Source organism: Mesorhizobium escarrei (assembly GCF_935825525.1).
Taxonomy (GTDB): Bacteria; Pseudomonadota; Alphaproteobacteria; order Rhizobiales; family Rhizobiaceae; genus Mesorhizobium; species Mesorhizobium escarrei.
In genome coordinates this window covers 22,042-37,457 of the sequence record NZ_CAKXZT010000175.1, presented here as the reverse complement: position 1 = coordinate 37,457, position 15,416 = coordinate 22,042, and the positions used below count along the sequence as shown (strand labels likewise).

The window sequence follows — 15,416 nt, the reverse complement described above, 5'->3', positions numbered from 1 at the left end:
GCGACGTCGATCGCTGCCGGCGCCGGGGAAAGAGGATCTTCTCGCCGCGCAGGCGGCGCACGACGGCGCAGGCCGAGCCGGTCTCGCGGAAGGTATCGAACAGGAGCCGCACCGTGTTCTGGATCTGTCGGTCGGGATCGAGCACGACCCGCGCGTCAGGGGTATAGACCAACCCGATCGGCAACGGCATCTCGAGCTCGCCGCGGCGCGCCTTGTTGAGAATGCCGCCTTGCAGCCGAGACTTGAGGATGTGCAGTTCGGCCTCGCTCATCGTGCCCTTCAGCCCGAGCAGCATGCGATCGTTGAAATAGGCCGGATCGTAGACGCCGTCCTCGTCCATGATGAGCGTGCGCGACAGGGCGGCCAGTTCAAGGAGACGGTGCCAGTCGGCATTGTTGCGTGCCAGGCGCGACACTTCCAGCCCCAACACGATCCCTGCATGCCCCATCGCCACTTCACTCACCAGGTGCTGGAAGCCGTCGCGGTCCTGCGACTGCGCGCCGGAGAGGCCGAAGTCGCTATCGATGACGTGGACACGTTCGATCGGCCAGCCCAGCGCCACTGCGCGATCGCGCAGGGCGTATTGCCGCTTGGTGCTCTCGGTGTTCTCGAACACCTGACGAAGAGAGGACTGACGCACGTAGAGGAATGCATCACGCCGCAGATGGTCGGCGCCAACCTTCATGGCGATGTCAGTAGACATGATTGCCTCGCGTCTCTGCTGCCAGCACCATGTTGGCGAGCATGTGCACGAGCTGGCGATCGTGCACGGCCGCCGAAGCCGTGGGCGGCGGTTCGGGCCGCCGATGCATCGACGGGGAAGGCTGAGGGGCCGCGATCAGCACCGCCAGCCCTTGCCAAAAGCCATGAAAAACGATGGCGCCCATGTCCTTGACGCAGGCCTGACCGCATAGGACGGCGGCGCGCAGCGTCTCGTAGAAATCCTTGCAACCGTGCGGCAGCATCGGGGTGCGCGCATGGGGTTCACCGTTTTTTTTTACGGGCCATCGCGCGTTCGATGCTGCGGGGATGGACGCTGATACCGAGTGTCGAATGCAGCAGCTGCGCCAGGGATCGCGCCTGCAGCGGAGCACCCGTGTGCTGGTTCTGCTCGATGAGCTGCATAACTTCGTCGGTGAGCTTGTGGGCCGACTTTGGCCCACGCGTGCGCGGCAGCAGGCCGGCAATGCCCTCGCGTTCAAACGCGGCCTCGGCCTGATAGTAGGTGGGCCGCGACAGACCGAAAAGCGCGGCGGCATCGGCTTTGTTGACGCCATCCTCATGGACGTGACGCAGCATCTCGTACTTCACCTGCACGAGGTCGAGAGGATCGAAGAAGCTGGATTCACGGAACCAGGGTGCGCGGACGGCTTCGGGGCGCGTGTTGAGCGCTCCGAGCTGGCGCAGTCGATCGCGTTTGGTCTGGTTGGGCATGGTATATCCCCTTGCTTGTGTGTAAATCAAATTACGCCTCGATAGAGAGCGTGTCAATCTAATGGAGGCAGCTGCCATACCGGTCAGACCCCGGACAATGCAAGTGAAACCGGCGGCTGGAACGACGGTGAATCCGACATGCGGCGGCATAATTAGGTTGACACATGCGGCATAAATTGCCTGACATGTGTTCAGCCGCCATGGCTGCGCTCGATTTGCTCGATCAACGCCGCCAGGGTTGCCAGATCATCTGGACGCACGAACGACCGACCGGCCGCGACCTGAATGAAAACATCGGGTTCAGCGACGTCCGTCCATGACGCAAGCAGCGAGCGAAGTCGTCCCGCCGCGTCGTAGAACATGACGCGGTCCTCGCCCCAGTTCTGCTTGCGGGTCGACAGCACGAAGCGCTGGCCGCGCCACGGATGGAACGGGTGCGTGATCTCGAACTCTATACGCGCTCGAGTGTCAGCACGAACTGCAGTCCTGGACTTGAAAGAAGGGTTGCGTCGAGCGCGCCAACCAGACGCTCCAGGACCGGCTTGTGAAGGAACTGCGCCTGCGCGACATCAGCACGATCGAGGCGGCCAACGCCTATGCGGCTGAGTTCATGGCGGACTTCAACGCACGCTTCGGCAAGGAACCCCGCAACCCGAAGGACATGCACCGTCCTCTCGCCGATCATGAGAACCTGGACGGCGCCCTGTGTCGCAAGGAGATCCGCACGCTGACGCAGGCTTTGACGCTGCGCTACGATAAGGTGATGTTCATTCTCCATCCGACCGACACGGCGAAGAAGCTTGCCCGCAAAAAGGTGGTTGTCTGCGACTATCTTCGGACGGACGTCTCGAGATCATTCATGAGGGCATCGCTCTGCCCTACAAGGTCTTCGATGAGCTGCGTTCGGTTCACCGGTCGGCAATCGTCGAGAACAAGCGGCTCGACGCTGCCTTGGAGATGGTTGCCGAGATGCAGGTCGGCCGCGATCTGCAGCGCAGCAAGCGCGGGCCGCGCCGCACCGGCCAGACGGACCACATGTTCGGAATCCCTGATGGCGCTGAGAGCAACGGTTATGTGAAACGCGGTCGCAAGCCCGGCAGGCCGCCTGGTTACACCCGGCGTGAGCAAGCGCCCACCGAGGCGCCCGGACCGGAAGTCGGGCGCGCATCCGTCGACGTCGATCTGCGGCTGACGGAGAGTGATAAGAATCGTATCGCCGATGTCGTCACGATGCTGAGCGAGTATCGGATCCCGCCGCGGTCGACGCGGGCCAACGAAGCTAGTCCGTAGCGACGGCTCTCTAATCTAAAGCCGAGGGGTGCCTGGCTGAACCGCACCCGATCGGGCTGCGCAATCCCGACCAGCTGACGCCCGATCGGGCGCTCTCGTTGTGGCCGTCCCCACCGCCATGCGACATTTCTACTTTGCTGGCAGCGCGACATTCGAACTTGGTTGCAACATACATCGACCACAGAACCGACAGCGGTGCAGCTTGCAATTTTTCGCCGAACGGCGTCACACGGTGATGGTCGTGCAGCACCAGCCCGCGCACAAACGATCGCGGACTCCTTCCTGCAACTGGCGCAATCCCCGAAAGTCCTGCGGAACCGTTGCGGAGGCCTTCACCTCGATACCGACGACCCGACCGCGTCGATCCTCGATCACGACGTCGACCTCGTCCTGATCCTTGGTCCGGTAATGTGAGAAAGACACCCGTCGCTCTGACCACGATGCGAGCTTCAGGAATTCCGACACCACGAAGCTCTCGAGCAAAGCACCGAACCGCGATCGGTCCTACGTCCTTCATCTACAACCGCTCACAAGATTGTCAACAATCTTTAAAAGTTTTGTTGACAGGTGATTGATTTGAGCCTTCACTCAAAAAGGTCCGCGTATCGGTCGGGTTCTGTCGCAACAATGCGCGGCCTCCAAAGGGGAAAGAACAATGATCAACAGACGTTCAATAATCACATTCGCCGCGCTCGGCGCCGTCTCCGCGCTGGCAATCATGGCCGGCGGCACAATCACGGTGCACGCCGCCAACAAGGAACTCAAGATCGGCTTTGTCGGCGTGACGAGTGGCGCGGCCGCTGCGTGGGGCACATCCAACGTCCGCTCGATGCAGACACGCGCCACCTGGATCAACGAAACCGGCGGTGTGAAGATTGGTGATGAGACCTATGACATCAACATCGTCACCTTCGACGACCAGAAGGACCCGAAGCGGGCGATCGCCGGCATGGAGAAGATGGCCCAGGAGGGCATCCACTATGTCGTCGGTCCGAATGTCGACGACGGCGCGGCGGCGGTGCGTCCCGTGGCAGAATCCAAGGGCATCATCTATTTTCCCTACGCATTCCCGAAGGAACTCTACACCCCGCCGGCGTCCAACGCCGTGCTCGGCATGATCGCCAACTACCAGTCGGCTCCGGCGATCTACAAATATCTCATGGAAAACAGGGGCGTGAAAAAAGTTGCCTTTGTCGCCGCCAACGAATCCGATCCGCTGAGCCAGCGGGATGGCGGTGTTGCCGCGGCAAAGGCGCTCGGGCTCGAGGTTGTGGCTGCCACGGATGTCTACCAAAACGATACCCGCGATTTCACGCCGGTACTGACGCCGATCGTTTTGCAAAAACCGGACCTGCTGGTGCTTTCGGGTGTCGCGCCCGGCAATGCGCCGCTGCTGATCCGCGCCGCGCGCGAGCTCGGCTACGAAGGCCTGATCTCCACCGAAACGGCGCAGGATGCCAAGGTGCTGGAAGAGGGCGCGGGCGAGTTGGCCAACGGCTTCATCTCGGTCGGCGGCGCATCGACGCCCGACATCGCGTCCGACACGATGAAGGAATTTGTCGACCGCTATACGAAAATGTTCGGCGAATACAATGACGAGTCCAACACCAAGGTCTACGCGCTCGAATACATCATCGAGACGCTGAAGGCGAACCCGGCCGCGATCGACAATGTCGAGGAGTTCAAGAAGACGATCGACACTTTCTCAGCGCCCAATCCCTACCTGAAGGACGATGCCAAGCTGACCTATGTCGGAATGACATCGTTCGGCCAGAAGCGCCAGCTTTCGGTTCCGATGGTGGTCACGGAATACCGCGACGGCAAGTTCGAGACGCTCTTCGTCGCTGAAGTCGATTGACGCAACTGCACCGAAGCGGATTGCCGCGGAGGCTCGAGCATTCGTCTTCAGCCTCTGAACGGCCGGAACCATCCTGATGGAACAAGTCATCGCCAACGGGCTCTATCTTGGCGCGCAATACGCCTTGATCGCGCTCGGTCTGACCCTGATCTTCGCGCTGATGAACGTGCTTAACTTTGCCCATGGGCAGATGTACGTTCTCGGCGGCTTCGTCACCTACACCGTCTATGGCCAGCTCGGCATGCCTTTCGTCGTCGCGCTCGTCGCGTCTGGGATCACGCTGCTGGTCATTGGAGCGCTGGTCGAGAAATTCCTTTTCAGAACGGTGATTAAGCGAAGCGTGCGGGAGGAAAGTACGATGCTTCTCGCGGCGGCGGTCGCATTCTTCCTCGACGCCGTGATCCTCCTCCTGTTCGGTGAAAAGCAGCGCGGCGTGCCGAAGATCGTCAACGGCGTCTTCGTCTCCGACAGCCTCATAATGCCTTACGACCGGCTGCTGGTCGGCGCTCTCGCCATACTGTTCATCGCATCCTTCGTGCTTTTCATGCAGTACAGCAAGCCGGGACGCGCCATGCGGGCGCTGGCGCAGGACCGGGTCGCGGCGCAGCTTATGGGCGTCGAGGTCGACCGCTATTCGATGATCGGCTTTGCGCTTGGCGCCATGCTTGCCGGCATAGTCGGCGGGCTGCTGGTCGCCATCACCGGAGTCAATTCGGGCATCGGCGGGCCGATCTCGATCAAGGCGTTCTTGATGGTGATGATCGGCGGGGCCGGCGTGGTCAGCGGAGCGATCGCCGGCGGCTTCATCCTCGGCATGATGGAATCGGTCGGCCTGACGGTGCTACGCCAATATGGCGACGTCACTTATCTCGTCATCTTCGCCGCGCTCATGGTGTTTCTGAGCATCCGCCCGAACGGGCTCATGGGCAAGCCGTGGGGATGATGGACATGAAGCGTACACGCAACATCCTCGCCGTCGCTGTCTTCCTGCTGGTCGTACTCGTCGGCGTGCCCTGGCTGATCGAGGCGACCGGTCGGCTCGACCTCTACTACACGCTGACCTCGGTCGCGCTGCTCAGCATCGCCAGCGCCGGGGTGTGGGTGACTTTCTACATCGGCCGCATCAATATCGGCCAGGGCGCCTTCGCGCTTATGGGCGGCTATGTTTCGGCCATTCTTGTCGTCCAGTACGGTGTGTCGTTCTGGCTGACACTGCCGCTGGCTGGGCTATTCTGCGCCGCTGCAAGCGTGCTGATCGGACTGCCCATCCTCAGGCTTCGCGGCGTCTATTTCGCCATGGTCACGCTAGTTTTGACCGAAGTGGCGCGGCTGCTCGCGCTGGCACTGCCGATCACCAACGGAGCCAAGGGTATGGTCAGCATTCCGCTCCCCGGCGGCATCTCGATCTTCGGGCTGACCATCCTTCCAGATTTCGCGACGCTCGCCAATCCGCGTCCCGCCTTCTATCTGGTGTCGGTTGTGCTGATGGTGCTGTGCTTTGCGGCGCTCTACCGCCTAGTCCATTCGCGCATCGGCAAACTCTGCCAGTCGTTGCAGCAGAACGAGGAACTGGCCTCCTCGATCGGCGTCAACATCGCCTATCTGCGCGTTATCGCCTACGCCATCTCCTCATTCCTCGGCGGTCTCGGCGGTGCGATGTTCGTCGCCATCTCGCAGTCGATCTATCCGTCGAGCTTCACCGTCACCGACTCTGTGAACTTCATGCTGAACTGCTTCCTCGGCGGGCTCGGCCACGTCTTCGGGCCGATGATCGGCACCTTCGTGCTCTATTTCGGCTGGGATTTCCTGTTCGAGACCGGCGAGTTCCAGTTGCTGATCTTCTCTTCGGTGCTGATCGCGCTCATGCTGTTCCTTCCCAACGGCCTGCTCAGCCTCAGGCTATTCGGCAAGAAGCAGGGCTAGGACCATGACCGAGCTTCTCCAGATCAAGGCCGTGACCAAACGCTTCGGCGGGCTTGTCGCGGTCAACAATGTTTCCTTCGCGGTCCGCGAACGCGAAATCCTCTCCGTCATCGGCCCCAACGGCGCCGGCAAGTCGACGCTGTTCAAGCTGATTTCCTCTTTCCTCAATCCGACCTCGGGCGAAGTGCTGTTCCGGGGAGAGCGGATTTCAGGCCTGGCGCCGCATATCGTCGCCCGGAAGGGCGTGGTGCGCACGTTCCAGGAGACGACGATCTTCAAGGGCATGACGGTGCGCGACAATGTCATCATCGCGCATCACCTGCGATCCAATGCCAGCCTTGCCGGCTTCTATCTCGGCACGAATACCGCACGGCGCGACGAGGATGAATTCGGCCGCTCGGCCGACGAGATCATCGACTTCCTCGATCTCGGCGCGCAACGGCATGAGATCGCCAGCACGCTGCCGCACGGCCATCTGCGCGCGCTCGGGATTGCCATCGGGCTCGCCACGAACCCGACCGTGCTTCTGCTCGACGAGCCCTTCGCCGGCATGAACCATGACGAAACCGTGCGCGCGGTGGAGATGGTGCGCGGCGTGCGGAAGCGCGGCGTGACTGTCCTGCTGGTCGAGCACGATATGCCCGCCGTCATGAACATTTCCGACCGCATCGTCGTCCTGAACTTCGGTGTGAAAATCGCCGAGGGAACGCCGAAGGAAATCCAGGAGAACGAAAAGGTCATTGAGGCCTATCTCGGCGCCGAAGATGAGACGATCGGATTTTAGCCATGAGCGAACTGCTGAAAGTCTCCGACGTCGAACTCTACTACGACCATGTCTATGCATTGAAGGGCGTATCGCTCAACGTCAACGAGGGCGAGACCGTCGCGCTGATCGGCGCGAACGGCGCGGGCAAATCCTCGATCCTGCGCGCCATCACCGGCCTGAAGAAAGTCCGCAGCGGCGAGATTCATTTCCGGGGCCACCGCATCGACGGAACGCGCCCGGACGAGCTGGTCAGGATGGGCATCGCCATGGTGCCGGAGGGTCGGCGCGTCTTTTCCTACATGACGGTGCGCGACAATCTGATGATGGGCGCCTTCACCCGCACCGACAAGTCCGAAATCGCCAGGACGCTGGACATGGTGCTCGGGCGCTTTCCGCGCCTGAAGGAACGCTATTCCCAGACGGCGGGCACGATGAGTGGCGGCGAACAGCAGATGCTGGTGATCGGGCGGGCGCTGATGGCCAAACCGAAGCTTCTGCTGCTCGATGAACCCTCGCTCGGCGTCGCGCCGAAGCTCGTCCAGGACATCGCCCGCTCCATCGTGGCGATCAATCGCGACGAAAAGGTCAGCGTTCTCTTGGTCGAGCAGAATTCGCGCATGGCGCTGCGCATCTCGCAGCGCGCCTACGCACTGACGACCGGAAAGATCGCGCTGGCCGGACATTCGGCTGAGCTGCTTGGCGACGACCGGGTCAAGAAACTCTATCTCGGCGGCGAAATATGAAAGCGCAAATGGACATACTCGTCGTCAATCCCAACACCACCGCGTCCATGACCGAAAAGATTGGCGAGGCGGCGCGCGGCGCGGCTTCGGCCGGCACCAGGATCATCGCCGTCAATCCGAAGGACGGGCCGCCGAGCGTCGAAGGCTATTTCGACGAGGTCTTCGCCATCCCGGGAATGATCGGCGAGATCCAGAGACATCCGGCGGCGAGCGCCTGCGTCATCGCCTGCTTCGACGACACCGGCCTCGACGCAGTACGCTGCGTCGGCGAGATGCCGGTGGTCGGCATCGGCGAAGCGGCGTTTCACATGGCGAGCCTGATTGCCGGCAAGTTCAGCGTGGTGACGACGCTGTCGCGTTCGGTGCCAGCGATCGAGCACAATCTGGTGCGCTACGGCCTCGCCAGCCGCTGCGCCAGGGTGCGGGCAAGCGACGTTCCCGTTCTGGAGCTCGAAGTGCCCGGCTCCAACGCCCGCCATCGAATTTCTGAGGAGATCGAGTGCGCCATCCGCGACGACCGGGCCGAAGCGATTGTGCTGGGATGCGCCGGCATGGCCGATCTCGCCGCCGCGCTCAGCCGCGAACATGGCCTTCCCGTGCTCGACGGCGTCGCCTGCGCGGTAAAACTCTGCGAGAGCCTCGTCGGCCTTGGCCTGTCGACCTCGAAGCGCGGCGGCTACCAGCTTCCACTCGAAAAATCCTTCGCCGGAATCTTTGCGCCCTTCTCGCCCTCCGGCCGTGCACCCTGATGCGTGCAAATTTGTTGACATTCCCGCACAGGATGTTCGATGTCCGGCCTGAAACGCGGTGCTCGCGCCGCTATGCGATCCGGCCGCCGGGACAATGAGACGATGGACCTGCTTCGACCAAAGACACGGGACGACAAGCCGGCGATGCGCTGGTTTCCGGTCTATGCCGGCCTGCGCGACGCCATCGTCAGCCACCGCCTCGCACCGGGCACAAAACTACCCGAGGACGAACTCGCCTCGATCTATTCGGTGAGCCGCGCGGTGATACGCGCGGCGCTGCAGGCGCTGTCGCATGACCGCTTGGCCCGGCTCGAGCCGAACCGCGGCGCGTTCGTCGCCCAGCCGACCAAGCAGGAAGCGCGCGAGGTGTTCGAAGCGCGGGCGCTGATCGAGCCCAAGGTAGCGGCGCTTGCCGCCGACGTGGCAAAGCCGGCCGAGATCGCGCAACTGCGGCTTCATCTCGAAAAAGAGCACGAGGCCCTGCATGCCGGCCGCGACAGCGACGCCATAATGCTGTCGGCAAAATTCCATGTCGGCATCGCCGAAATCGCCGGCCATTCGATCCTGACCGGCTTCGTCAAAGACCTGTTGTCGCGGTCGTCGCTGATCATCGCGCTCTACTGGCGCCGCCGCGACACCACTTGCGAAAGCCACGCCCATCACGCCCTCGTCGATGCCATCGAAAAGCACGACGCAGAAAACGCGTCCGACCTGATGCGAAGTCATCTCATCGACCTTCTGTCGGGCCTTGATCTGTCGCTTGGCGAGAAGAAGCCCGAGAGCCTGTCGGACATCTTGCGCTGATCTCCGCTGTCAAACTCTTCGCCGGAGTTCGCCTATGTCCGCACCATGCTGGGCGTGCATAGCATGCATCGGCCCATGAGGACTGCTTCTTCGTTCCTGCTGTCATAACAGTAGCGCTCGTTGAGTCCGCGGCGCTGCCCTCCAGCTGCACCTGCTCCTGCTGGGCCATTGAGTCCCTCCCGCACAACGGTCGGGCAACGGGCCCGTTCAGAACTTGACGCAGCGCAGTCGCAGCAAGGATTGGGCAAACTGCCGGTTTTTCTTATGGCCTTTTAGATACGACCTGATGTCGATGGCCCTCGCGAGAGGCCAGTTCCAGACTGCAAATTCTGCGACTTTGATCCCAGGCGGCGGCCTCGCATTGCTTGCGAATATGAGCCGCGACTGGTCAAGCCACGCACGGACATGTCATCGATCATACGCTCGCGCAGAGTGCCAGTCGGACGCGAAGGACCGATGATCATCGGATGCTCATCTCAACCTGAAGGTTGACCCTTCATGCTTGGAAGCAGTTGACCTTTCGTCACCCTCCGATCTTGGCATGGTTGCGCAACGCTATCGCCTCTATATCGAACGCATGGACACGAGCCGGAACATGGCCCGGTTCTACGCCATGTCGATCGATGAGACACTGTTCGGTCAGACATGCTGATCCGCCGTTGGGGACGGATCGGGACGCGCGGACGGATGGTTCAGGACTCCTTCGACGAGGAGAGGGAAGCCGTCAGGTTGTTCCTGGAGCTGTTGCGCAGCAAGAGGAAGCGTGGCTATCGCCCGAGGTCGGCATCTCGACATGCAGGAGCGGCCCCGTCTGGTTGACGGGGCCGCTGCCGGTGTCCGGTCAGTCGCGGTTGGGGCGGGACCAGATGAGCTGGAGGCCTTCCTCGCCTTCCACCTCAATCAGGGTGGCGTAGATCGGAGCCGGGAAGCTCGGGTCGTCCAGCTTGACCGAGAGGTAGTCGCGGCCCTCGTTCGAGACCTTCTGCCAGGCGGCGCCCAGTTCGACATTGCCGGAGAAGATGCGGAAGTGCGGTCCCTTGTCGGAGGGGTTGTCGACGCGGACCAGCTTGGCCTTGACGTTGAGGTTGAGGGTCTTGATAGCGCCGGAGAAGCCGTTGCCCGTGGAGGTGAAAGTGCCGATGGTAGCCATTGTCTCATTCCTTGTTGTCTCGGGCCGCGCCCATCGCGACCTCGATGACGGTCGGTGGACCGGAGGCGATCGACCCGCACCCGAAGGGCTGGAACGCAGTGGAAGGCGGCCGGGAGAGACTTTCTTGGCCCGCGAGGAATGGCGGCGCAGCCGGCAGGGGAAGAAAGTCGCGAAGGCCGTTGCCGGGACGAGATCGAGAGCCCGCGTAGCGGGATCGGCTTTCGGTCAGACCAGTCACATCGAGGACGCAGATGGACGTGGCTTTGCGGAAACGGGAATGAAGACGGGCGTTCCGTTGTCGACGTCATCGCCCATAGGACAGCGACCCGTTCGATTAAGCGCCCATCCCGACTACAGGCAGTCTGCGCACCGGACGGGGACCCAGCAGGCAGGGTTGCGTTCACCTGCACCGATGTCGACATTAGAACCGAGACGCCGTGCAGGTGGGCAAGCTGAGTGCTTGCCGTAACTCGCCAGGCTGACCCAGAGTTGGACTATGCCGGCGCTATGGCGTCGACGCGTCGGAACGTGGCTGGCGACGGCGTGTCGGGCTCCCGCTTCAGCCAGGATCAGCGCCAGCGAGCGTCCTCGAGCCACATCTGCGCTCAACGACGCTTTGCCGGGCGCGCCGATTATACGCTGCCCATGCCTTCGCACTCGTTCGGCCAGAGGTCGAGCTGGCCGTGATCTGCTGCGGTCGAGAGGCCAGCCTCATCAAACGGAACACCAGAGCGGTGAATGCCGCGCAGCCCCCGTCCGGATTGCCCGATCCACAGCGAGGGCATCACCCCGTGCACTTGCACGACTGACTAACAACGGGCGCGACATGATCTCGAAGGTCGCGCCTGAAAGTATTAAAATCTATCGCGAAATCGAAGCAGTCTATGGGAAGGATCGACTTTTCAAACTGATCGACGAAATCGACGCTCTGATCAACTCACTTGAGGAACCCAGCTACTCCATCGCTCGATTGGACCCTCTAACAGTCCCAGAGTCTTAAGCGAGATTGCGCACTCTTAAGCGACAGTAGCACCCTTTCCCCGCGGAAGGAGGCATTCGATGCTCGGGCGACATCCTTCAATGCAAAATGCGAGTTCCATTTTTGGAGTTTCGGGTGCCACGGAGTGTCCGAAAATTGTAGCATACTTCGGACTCGCACCTTGTCTTTGTCCGAAACTTGTCGCATACTTCGGACATGCCCGTAGTTGAGCCCGATACCGACCTTCGCTCGCGCCTGCTTGCCCGCATTGAGTCCAAACCCGACGAAGTCTGGACCCCCGGCGACTTCGCCGATCTCGGCGCGCGCGCCGCCGTGGACAAAACCCTGCAGCGCCTGACAGCCGCCGGGGCGCTGCGCCGGATCGACCGAGGCCTCTATGACCGGCCGCGCACGAACAACCTGACTGGCCGCGCCACCGTGCCGGACTATCGCGCTGTGATCCGCGCCGTCACGCGCCGCGATCGGGCGCGCGCCGTCATCGATGGTATGACGGCCGCCAACGACCTCGGCCTGACGACCGCCGTCCCCGCACGTATAGAAGTGCTGGTCGATGCGCGGTTGAAGCCAATCAAACTCGGCACACAGGAAATCCACTTCAAATACGCTGCCCCTAGCCGCCTCTATTGGGCGGATCGGCCGGGGATGCGGGTCGTCCAGGCCTTGCATTGGATGCAGGACATGCTGACCCAGAAGGGCGAACGGAGGCGTATCCAGGCGACGTTGCGCCGTCTGTTTGCCGACCCCAAGCACGGCGAGGCCATTCGCGAGGATCTGCGCGCCGGTCTCTCCGCCGTGCCGATCTGGATGCAGGAGTTCCTCCGCGAAATCCTGAGGGCGGACCCGCACGAGGCGAAGCCATGAGTACCGACGCCTACCGCCAGATCATCGGCGCGCTGCCGCGTGACCGGCTCGACCTGTTCCTCGCCACGGCCAATCGCATTGGTGCTCCGGTCGGCAATGTCGAAAAGGACTTCTGGGTCTGCTGGACGCTCGATGCGCTCTATCACGATCGCCCTGCGGGCGAACCTCGGTTGCTGTTCAAGGGCGGGACGTCGCTGTCAAAAGGCTATGGCCTCATCCAGCGTTTTTCCGAGGACATCGACGTTACCGTGTTCCGCGACGATCTCGACGAGGCTGCCTCCGTCGAAGAGCTTGAGGGACTGTCGATCGAAGACTTGAGGGACTGTCGAACATGAAGCGCCGCGCCAAGCTCGACGCTATCCGGGACGCCTGCCGTGCGTATATCACAGGACCGCTGCGAGACTTCCTCACCGCTCAACTTGCCGACATTACGAACGGCGCCGGACGGGTGGAGCTCGACGAAGCCGATGCCGATGGTCAGACCCTGCTGCTCTGGTATCCCGAGGTCGAGCCGCGTGACGGCGCCTATGTGCGACCGGCCATACGCCTCGAGTCCGGGGCGAAATCGGCGCTCGATCCCAATCGCCCCATCACGATCACGCCCTATGTCGCGGAGGAAGCGGCAGGCATTGATCTCACCGTCGCGGACGTGACCACGATCGAGGCGACCCGCACCTTTTGGGACAAAGTGGTGATCGCCCATGGATTGCGCCGCTGGTACGAGCGGCGCGGCGAACTGCGGCAGGAAGGCCAGCGGGTGTCTCGGCACTATTATGACCTGCACAGTCTTCTCGGATCCGAGACCGGAAAGGCCGCACTCGGCGATCTCGATCTTGGCGCCGATTGTGTGCGGCACGCACGAATGTTTTTCGACCGTCCCGACTATGACCTCGCCTCAGCAGTCCCGGGCAGCTTCGCGATCGCGCCCGCTCCAAAGATGGTGGACGCGCTCGCGCGCGACTATGCCAATACGGCGGCCATGATCTTCGGCACTCCGCCGAGTTTCGATGACATTCTGGAATCAGCACGGCACATTGAGCAGGACATCAACACCCATTCCTAGTCGCCTGGCCACGTCGCCGGGGCATCATCAAGGCGGTGTCGAGCAAATGGTCTGCTACTTCAAACCCGAGGACCGTCCCGCGAACGCTGCCATCACCTGTCGGATCAACTTGCCGCTAACTTCCCATGCGCATGAGTTCGGTCGGCGAGCGTCTCGATCACGCGACATTCGCCGACCCGCCCACAGGCGCATTCCTCGACCATCTTCCGCAATTCCTTGCGCAGTGCCTTGAGACTGGAGATGCGCTTCTCCACCTCGACCAGCCGCGCCTTCGCGATCTCGTCGGCGCGGGCGCATGATTGATCCGGATTGTCCTGCAACGAAAGTAGCGTGCGGATCGCATCAACTTCGAACCCGAGTTCTCGCGCGTGCCGGATGAAGGCAAGCCGCGCCACGGCCATCCTTCCATACCGTCGCTGCTTACCTTCGGTTCGACCCGTTTCGGGCATCAAGCCAATTTGCTCGTAGTAGCGGATCGTCGGTACCTTCACCGCCGCGCGACGAGACAATTCACCAATCGACAGATCCATAAAAAAACCTCTTGAACCTCTAGCCACTAGAGACACTACAGTGTCTTCATCAAGGAGTCACCGATGTCTGAAGCTTGCTGCGATCACGAAACCAAAAGCTGCGCGGGACCGCCGCAGCTGGTTCTGCCGGCGAAGCTGCGCGATCAAGATCATGCAGCGAAAGCCTCATGCTGTTCGGGTGGCGTGCCGGTCTTCGACGGCATGAACCCGCGCTACAAGCGTGTGCTCTGGACGGTCATCGCCATTAACGGCGCCATGTTCCTGACCGAAATGGCTGCCGGCTCACTTGCCGGTTCTCAGGCTCTCAAGGCCGACGCACTGGATTTCCTTGCTGACACCGTCACCTATGGGCTGAGCCTCGCGGTTATCGGTGCGAGCCTGAGGACACGCGCAACGGCTGCGCTGTTCAAGGGTCTGTCGCTCAGCCTGATGGCGCTCTGGGTTTTCGGTTCGACCGTCTATCACACGCTGATCCTCGGCGTACCCAGCGCGGAAGTCATGGGCATCATCGGCTTTCTGGCCCTTGCCGCCAATCTCGCTTCCGTTGGTTTTCTGATGCCCTACAAGGATGGTGATGCGAATGTCCGCTCGGTTTGGCTGTGCTCGCGCAACGACGCGATCGGCAACATGGTGGTGATGGCCGCAGCTCTCGGCGTTTGGAGTACGTCGAGCGCATGGCCGGATCTGGCCGTCGCCGGACTTATGGCTGGAATCTTTCTAATCTCATCGGTGCAAATCCTGCGGCAGGCCTGGAGCGAATACAACGAAGGCGCACACGACCGAACGGCTGTGCCTACCCAACAATCTGTCAGTTATGTGAGCAAGAGCGGGTGTCAAAGATACCCGTCTCGCTGCCAGCATCGGGTCGAAGCTGCTGTAGCGTCGCCGCGAATGACAGAGTAGCGAAGGATCTCTATTGGGCCTGATCGTGATGGATACGAACCCGGCACAGCTCCGCTGTTCGATTCCGCACTGCAATCTTACGCAACTTTCGAAGCGCCAACCATGAACATGCAGCCCAGTGGCATTAGGTTTGAACTTGCCACCTCAAAGTCAGCTTGGCGCCGCACATCAGCCGTTGAGGATGCCTTTGCCACCGCCTGAAAGCGACGTTAGTGGCGACCACGCTGGAGATCGCGGTTTGCGCCACGAGCCGACGATCAGCATTCTTGAGGGTCTCGAAGGGGGGCCGGTAGCAGACTTCCTGGCATCAAGAGAGCGATAGCAGACATTCACCCTGGTTGG

General features: G+C 61.7%; 15 protein-coding genes and 4 pseudogenes. 12 read left to right on the top strand and 7 right to left on the bottom strand.

Going from position 1 to position 15,416, the window contains the following annotated elements; genetic code table 11:
• From NMG80_RS34535 to NMG80_RS34520, 4 genes are all read right to left on the bottom strand, one after another.
• Nucleotides 1-703 (bottom strand): recombinase family protein (locus NMG80_RS34535; RefSeq protein ID WP_254022278.1); only part of this gene is annotated, 703 nt, incomplete at its 3' end.
• Nucleotides 693-965: a hypothetical protein gene (locus tag NMG80_RS34530; protein ID WP_027038737.1), complete on the bottom strand. Its 273-nt coding sequence runs from the start codon at nt 963-965 to the stop codon at nt 693-695. The genes NMG80_RS34530 and NMG80_RS34535, both read right to left, overlap by 11 nt.
• A gap of 19 nt (nt 966-984) precedes the next feature.
• The gene (locus NMG80_RS34525; RefSeq protein WP_027038738.1) at nt 985-1,434 is read right to left on the bottom strand and encodes a helix-turn-helix domain-containing protein; all 450 of its coding nucleotides are present in this window, start codon (nt 1,432-1,434) and stop codon (nt 985-987) included.
• A 191-nt stretch (nt 1,435-1,625) separates the two neighbouring features.
• Nucleotides 1,626-1,877 carry a DUF5372 family protein gene (locus tag NMG80_RS34520; RefSeq protein ID WP_197031591.1) on the bottom strand — a complete coding sequence of 84 codons (252 nt, stop codon included), beginning with the start codon at nt 1,875-1,877 and terminating at the stop codon, nt 1,626-1,628.
• Between the two features lie 56 nt (nt 1,878-1,933).
• Between NMG80_RS34520 and NMG80_RS34515 the strand changes: the two are divergent.
• A pseudogene (locus NMG80_RS34515) lies at nt 1,934-2,589 on the top strand (transposase family protein); the annotation flags it as partial.
• Between the two features lie 307 nt (nt 2,590-2,896).
• On the opposite strand, the pseudogene NMG80_RS34510 reads toward NMG80_RS34515, so the two are convergent.
• A pseudogene (locus tag NMG80_RS34510) lies at nt 2,897-3,228 on the bottom strand (DUF4143 domain-containing protein); the annotation flags it as partial.
• A gap of 151 nt (nt 3,229-3,379) precedes the next feature.
• Between NMG80_RS34510 and NMG80_RS34505 the strand changes: the two are divergent.
• The 8 genes and pseudogenes from NMG80_RS34505 (at nt 3,380) to NMG80_RS34470 (ending at nt 10,386) form a co-directional block, all read left to right on the top strand.
• Complete coding sequence (locus NMG80_RS34505; protein WP_254022276.1) at nt 3,380-4,582, top strand: ABC transporter substrate-binding protein; 1,203 nt, start codon at nt 3,380-3,382, stop codon at nt 4,580-4,582.
• A gap of 76 nt (nt 4,583-4,658) precedes the next feature.
• Nucleotides 4,659-5,525 carry a branched-chain amino acid ABC transporter permease gene (locus tag NMG80_RS34500; RefSeq protein WP_123145977.1) on the top strand — a complete coding sequence of 289 codons (867 nt, stop codon included), beginning with the start codon at nt 4,659-4,661 and terminating at the stop codon, nt 5,523-5,525.
• 5 nt (nt 5,526-5,530) lie between these two features.
• Complete coding sequence (locus tag NMG80_RS34495; RefSeq protein ID WP_023797267.1) at nt 5,531-6,505, top strand: branched-chain amino acid ABC transporter permease; 975 nt, start codon at nt 5,531-5,533, stop codon at nt 6,503-6,505.
• Between the two features lie 4 nt (nt 6,506-6,509).
• Nucleotides 6,510-7,289, top strand: a complete 780-nt coding sequence (locus NMG80_RS34490; protein WP_091600118.1) for an ABC transporter ATP-binding protein — start codon at nt 6,510-6,512, stop codon at nt 7,287-7,289.
• Nucleotides 7,290-7,291: 2 nt separating this feature from the next.
• A complete protein-coding gene (locus NMG80_RS34485; protein ID WP_254022275.1) occupies nt 7,292-8,014 on the top strand; it encodes an ABC transporter ATP-binding protein in 723 nt (240 codons plus the stop codon).
• An 8-nt stretch (nt 8,015-8,022) separates the two neighbouring features.
• On the top strand, nt 8,023-8,763 hold the full coding sequence (locus NMG80_RS34480) for an aspartate/glutamate racemase family protein (protein WP_027155037.1): 741 nt from the start codon (nt 8,023-8,025) through the stop codon (nt 8,761-8,763).
• 102 nt (nt 8,764-8,865) lie between these two features.
• Nucleotides 8,866-9,567: a GntR family transcriptional regulator gene (locus NMG80_RS34475; protein ID WP_254022282.1), complete on the top strand. Its 702-nt coding sequence runs from the start codon at nt 8,866-8,868 to the stop codon at nt 9,565-9,567.
• Nucleotides 9,568-10,108: 541 nt separating this feature from the next.
• Nucleotides 10,109-10,386 (top strand): annotated as a pseudogene (locus NMG80_RS34470) (WGR domain-containing protein).
• A gap of 22 nt (nt 10,387-10,408) precedes the next feature.
• Here the strand turns inward: NMG80_RS34470 and NMG80_RS34465 are convergent.
• Entirely contained in the window at nt 10,409-10,717 is a 309-nt protein-coding gene (locus NMG80_RS34465) for a DUF736 domain-containing protein (protein WP_254022274.1), read from the bottom strand.
• A 1,195-nt stretch (nt 10,718-11,912) separates the two neighbouring features.
• Here NMG80_RS34465 and NMG80_RS34460 point away from each other — a divergent pair.
• Complete coding sequence (locus NMG80_RS34460; protein WP_254022273.1) at nt 11,913-12,578, top strand: DUF6088 family protein; 666 nt, start codon at nt 11,913-11,915, stop codon at nt 12,576-12,578.
• A pseudogene (locus tag NMG80_RS34455) lies at nt 12,575-13,641 on the top strand (nucleotidyl transferase AbiEii/AbiGii toxin family protein). The gene NMG80_RS34460 and the pseudogene NMG80_RS34455 overlap by 4 nt, the downstream one beginning before the upstream one ends.
• A 104-nt stretch (nt 13,642-13,745) precedes the next feature.
• On the opposite strand, the gene NMG80_RS34450 reads toward NMG80_RS34455, so the two are convergent.
• Complete coding sequence (locus NMG80_RS34450) at nt 13,746-14,171, bottom strand: MerR family transcriptional regulator (protein ID WP_202367810.1); 426 nt, start codon at nt 14,169-14,171, stop codon at nt 13,746-13,748.
• 63 nt (nt 14,172-14,234) lie between these two features.
• On the opposite strand from NMG80_RS34450, the gene NMG80_RS34445 reads away from it, so the two are divergent.
• Nucleotides 14,235-15,074 carry a cation efflux transmembrane domain-containing protein gene (locus NMG80_RS34445; protein ID WP_254022272.1) on the top strand — a complete coding sequence of 280 codons (840 nt, stop codon included), beginning with the start codon at nt 14,235-14,237 and terminating at the stop codon, nt 15,072-15,074.
• Nucleotides 15,075-15,416 lie beyond the last annotated feature (342 nt).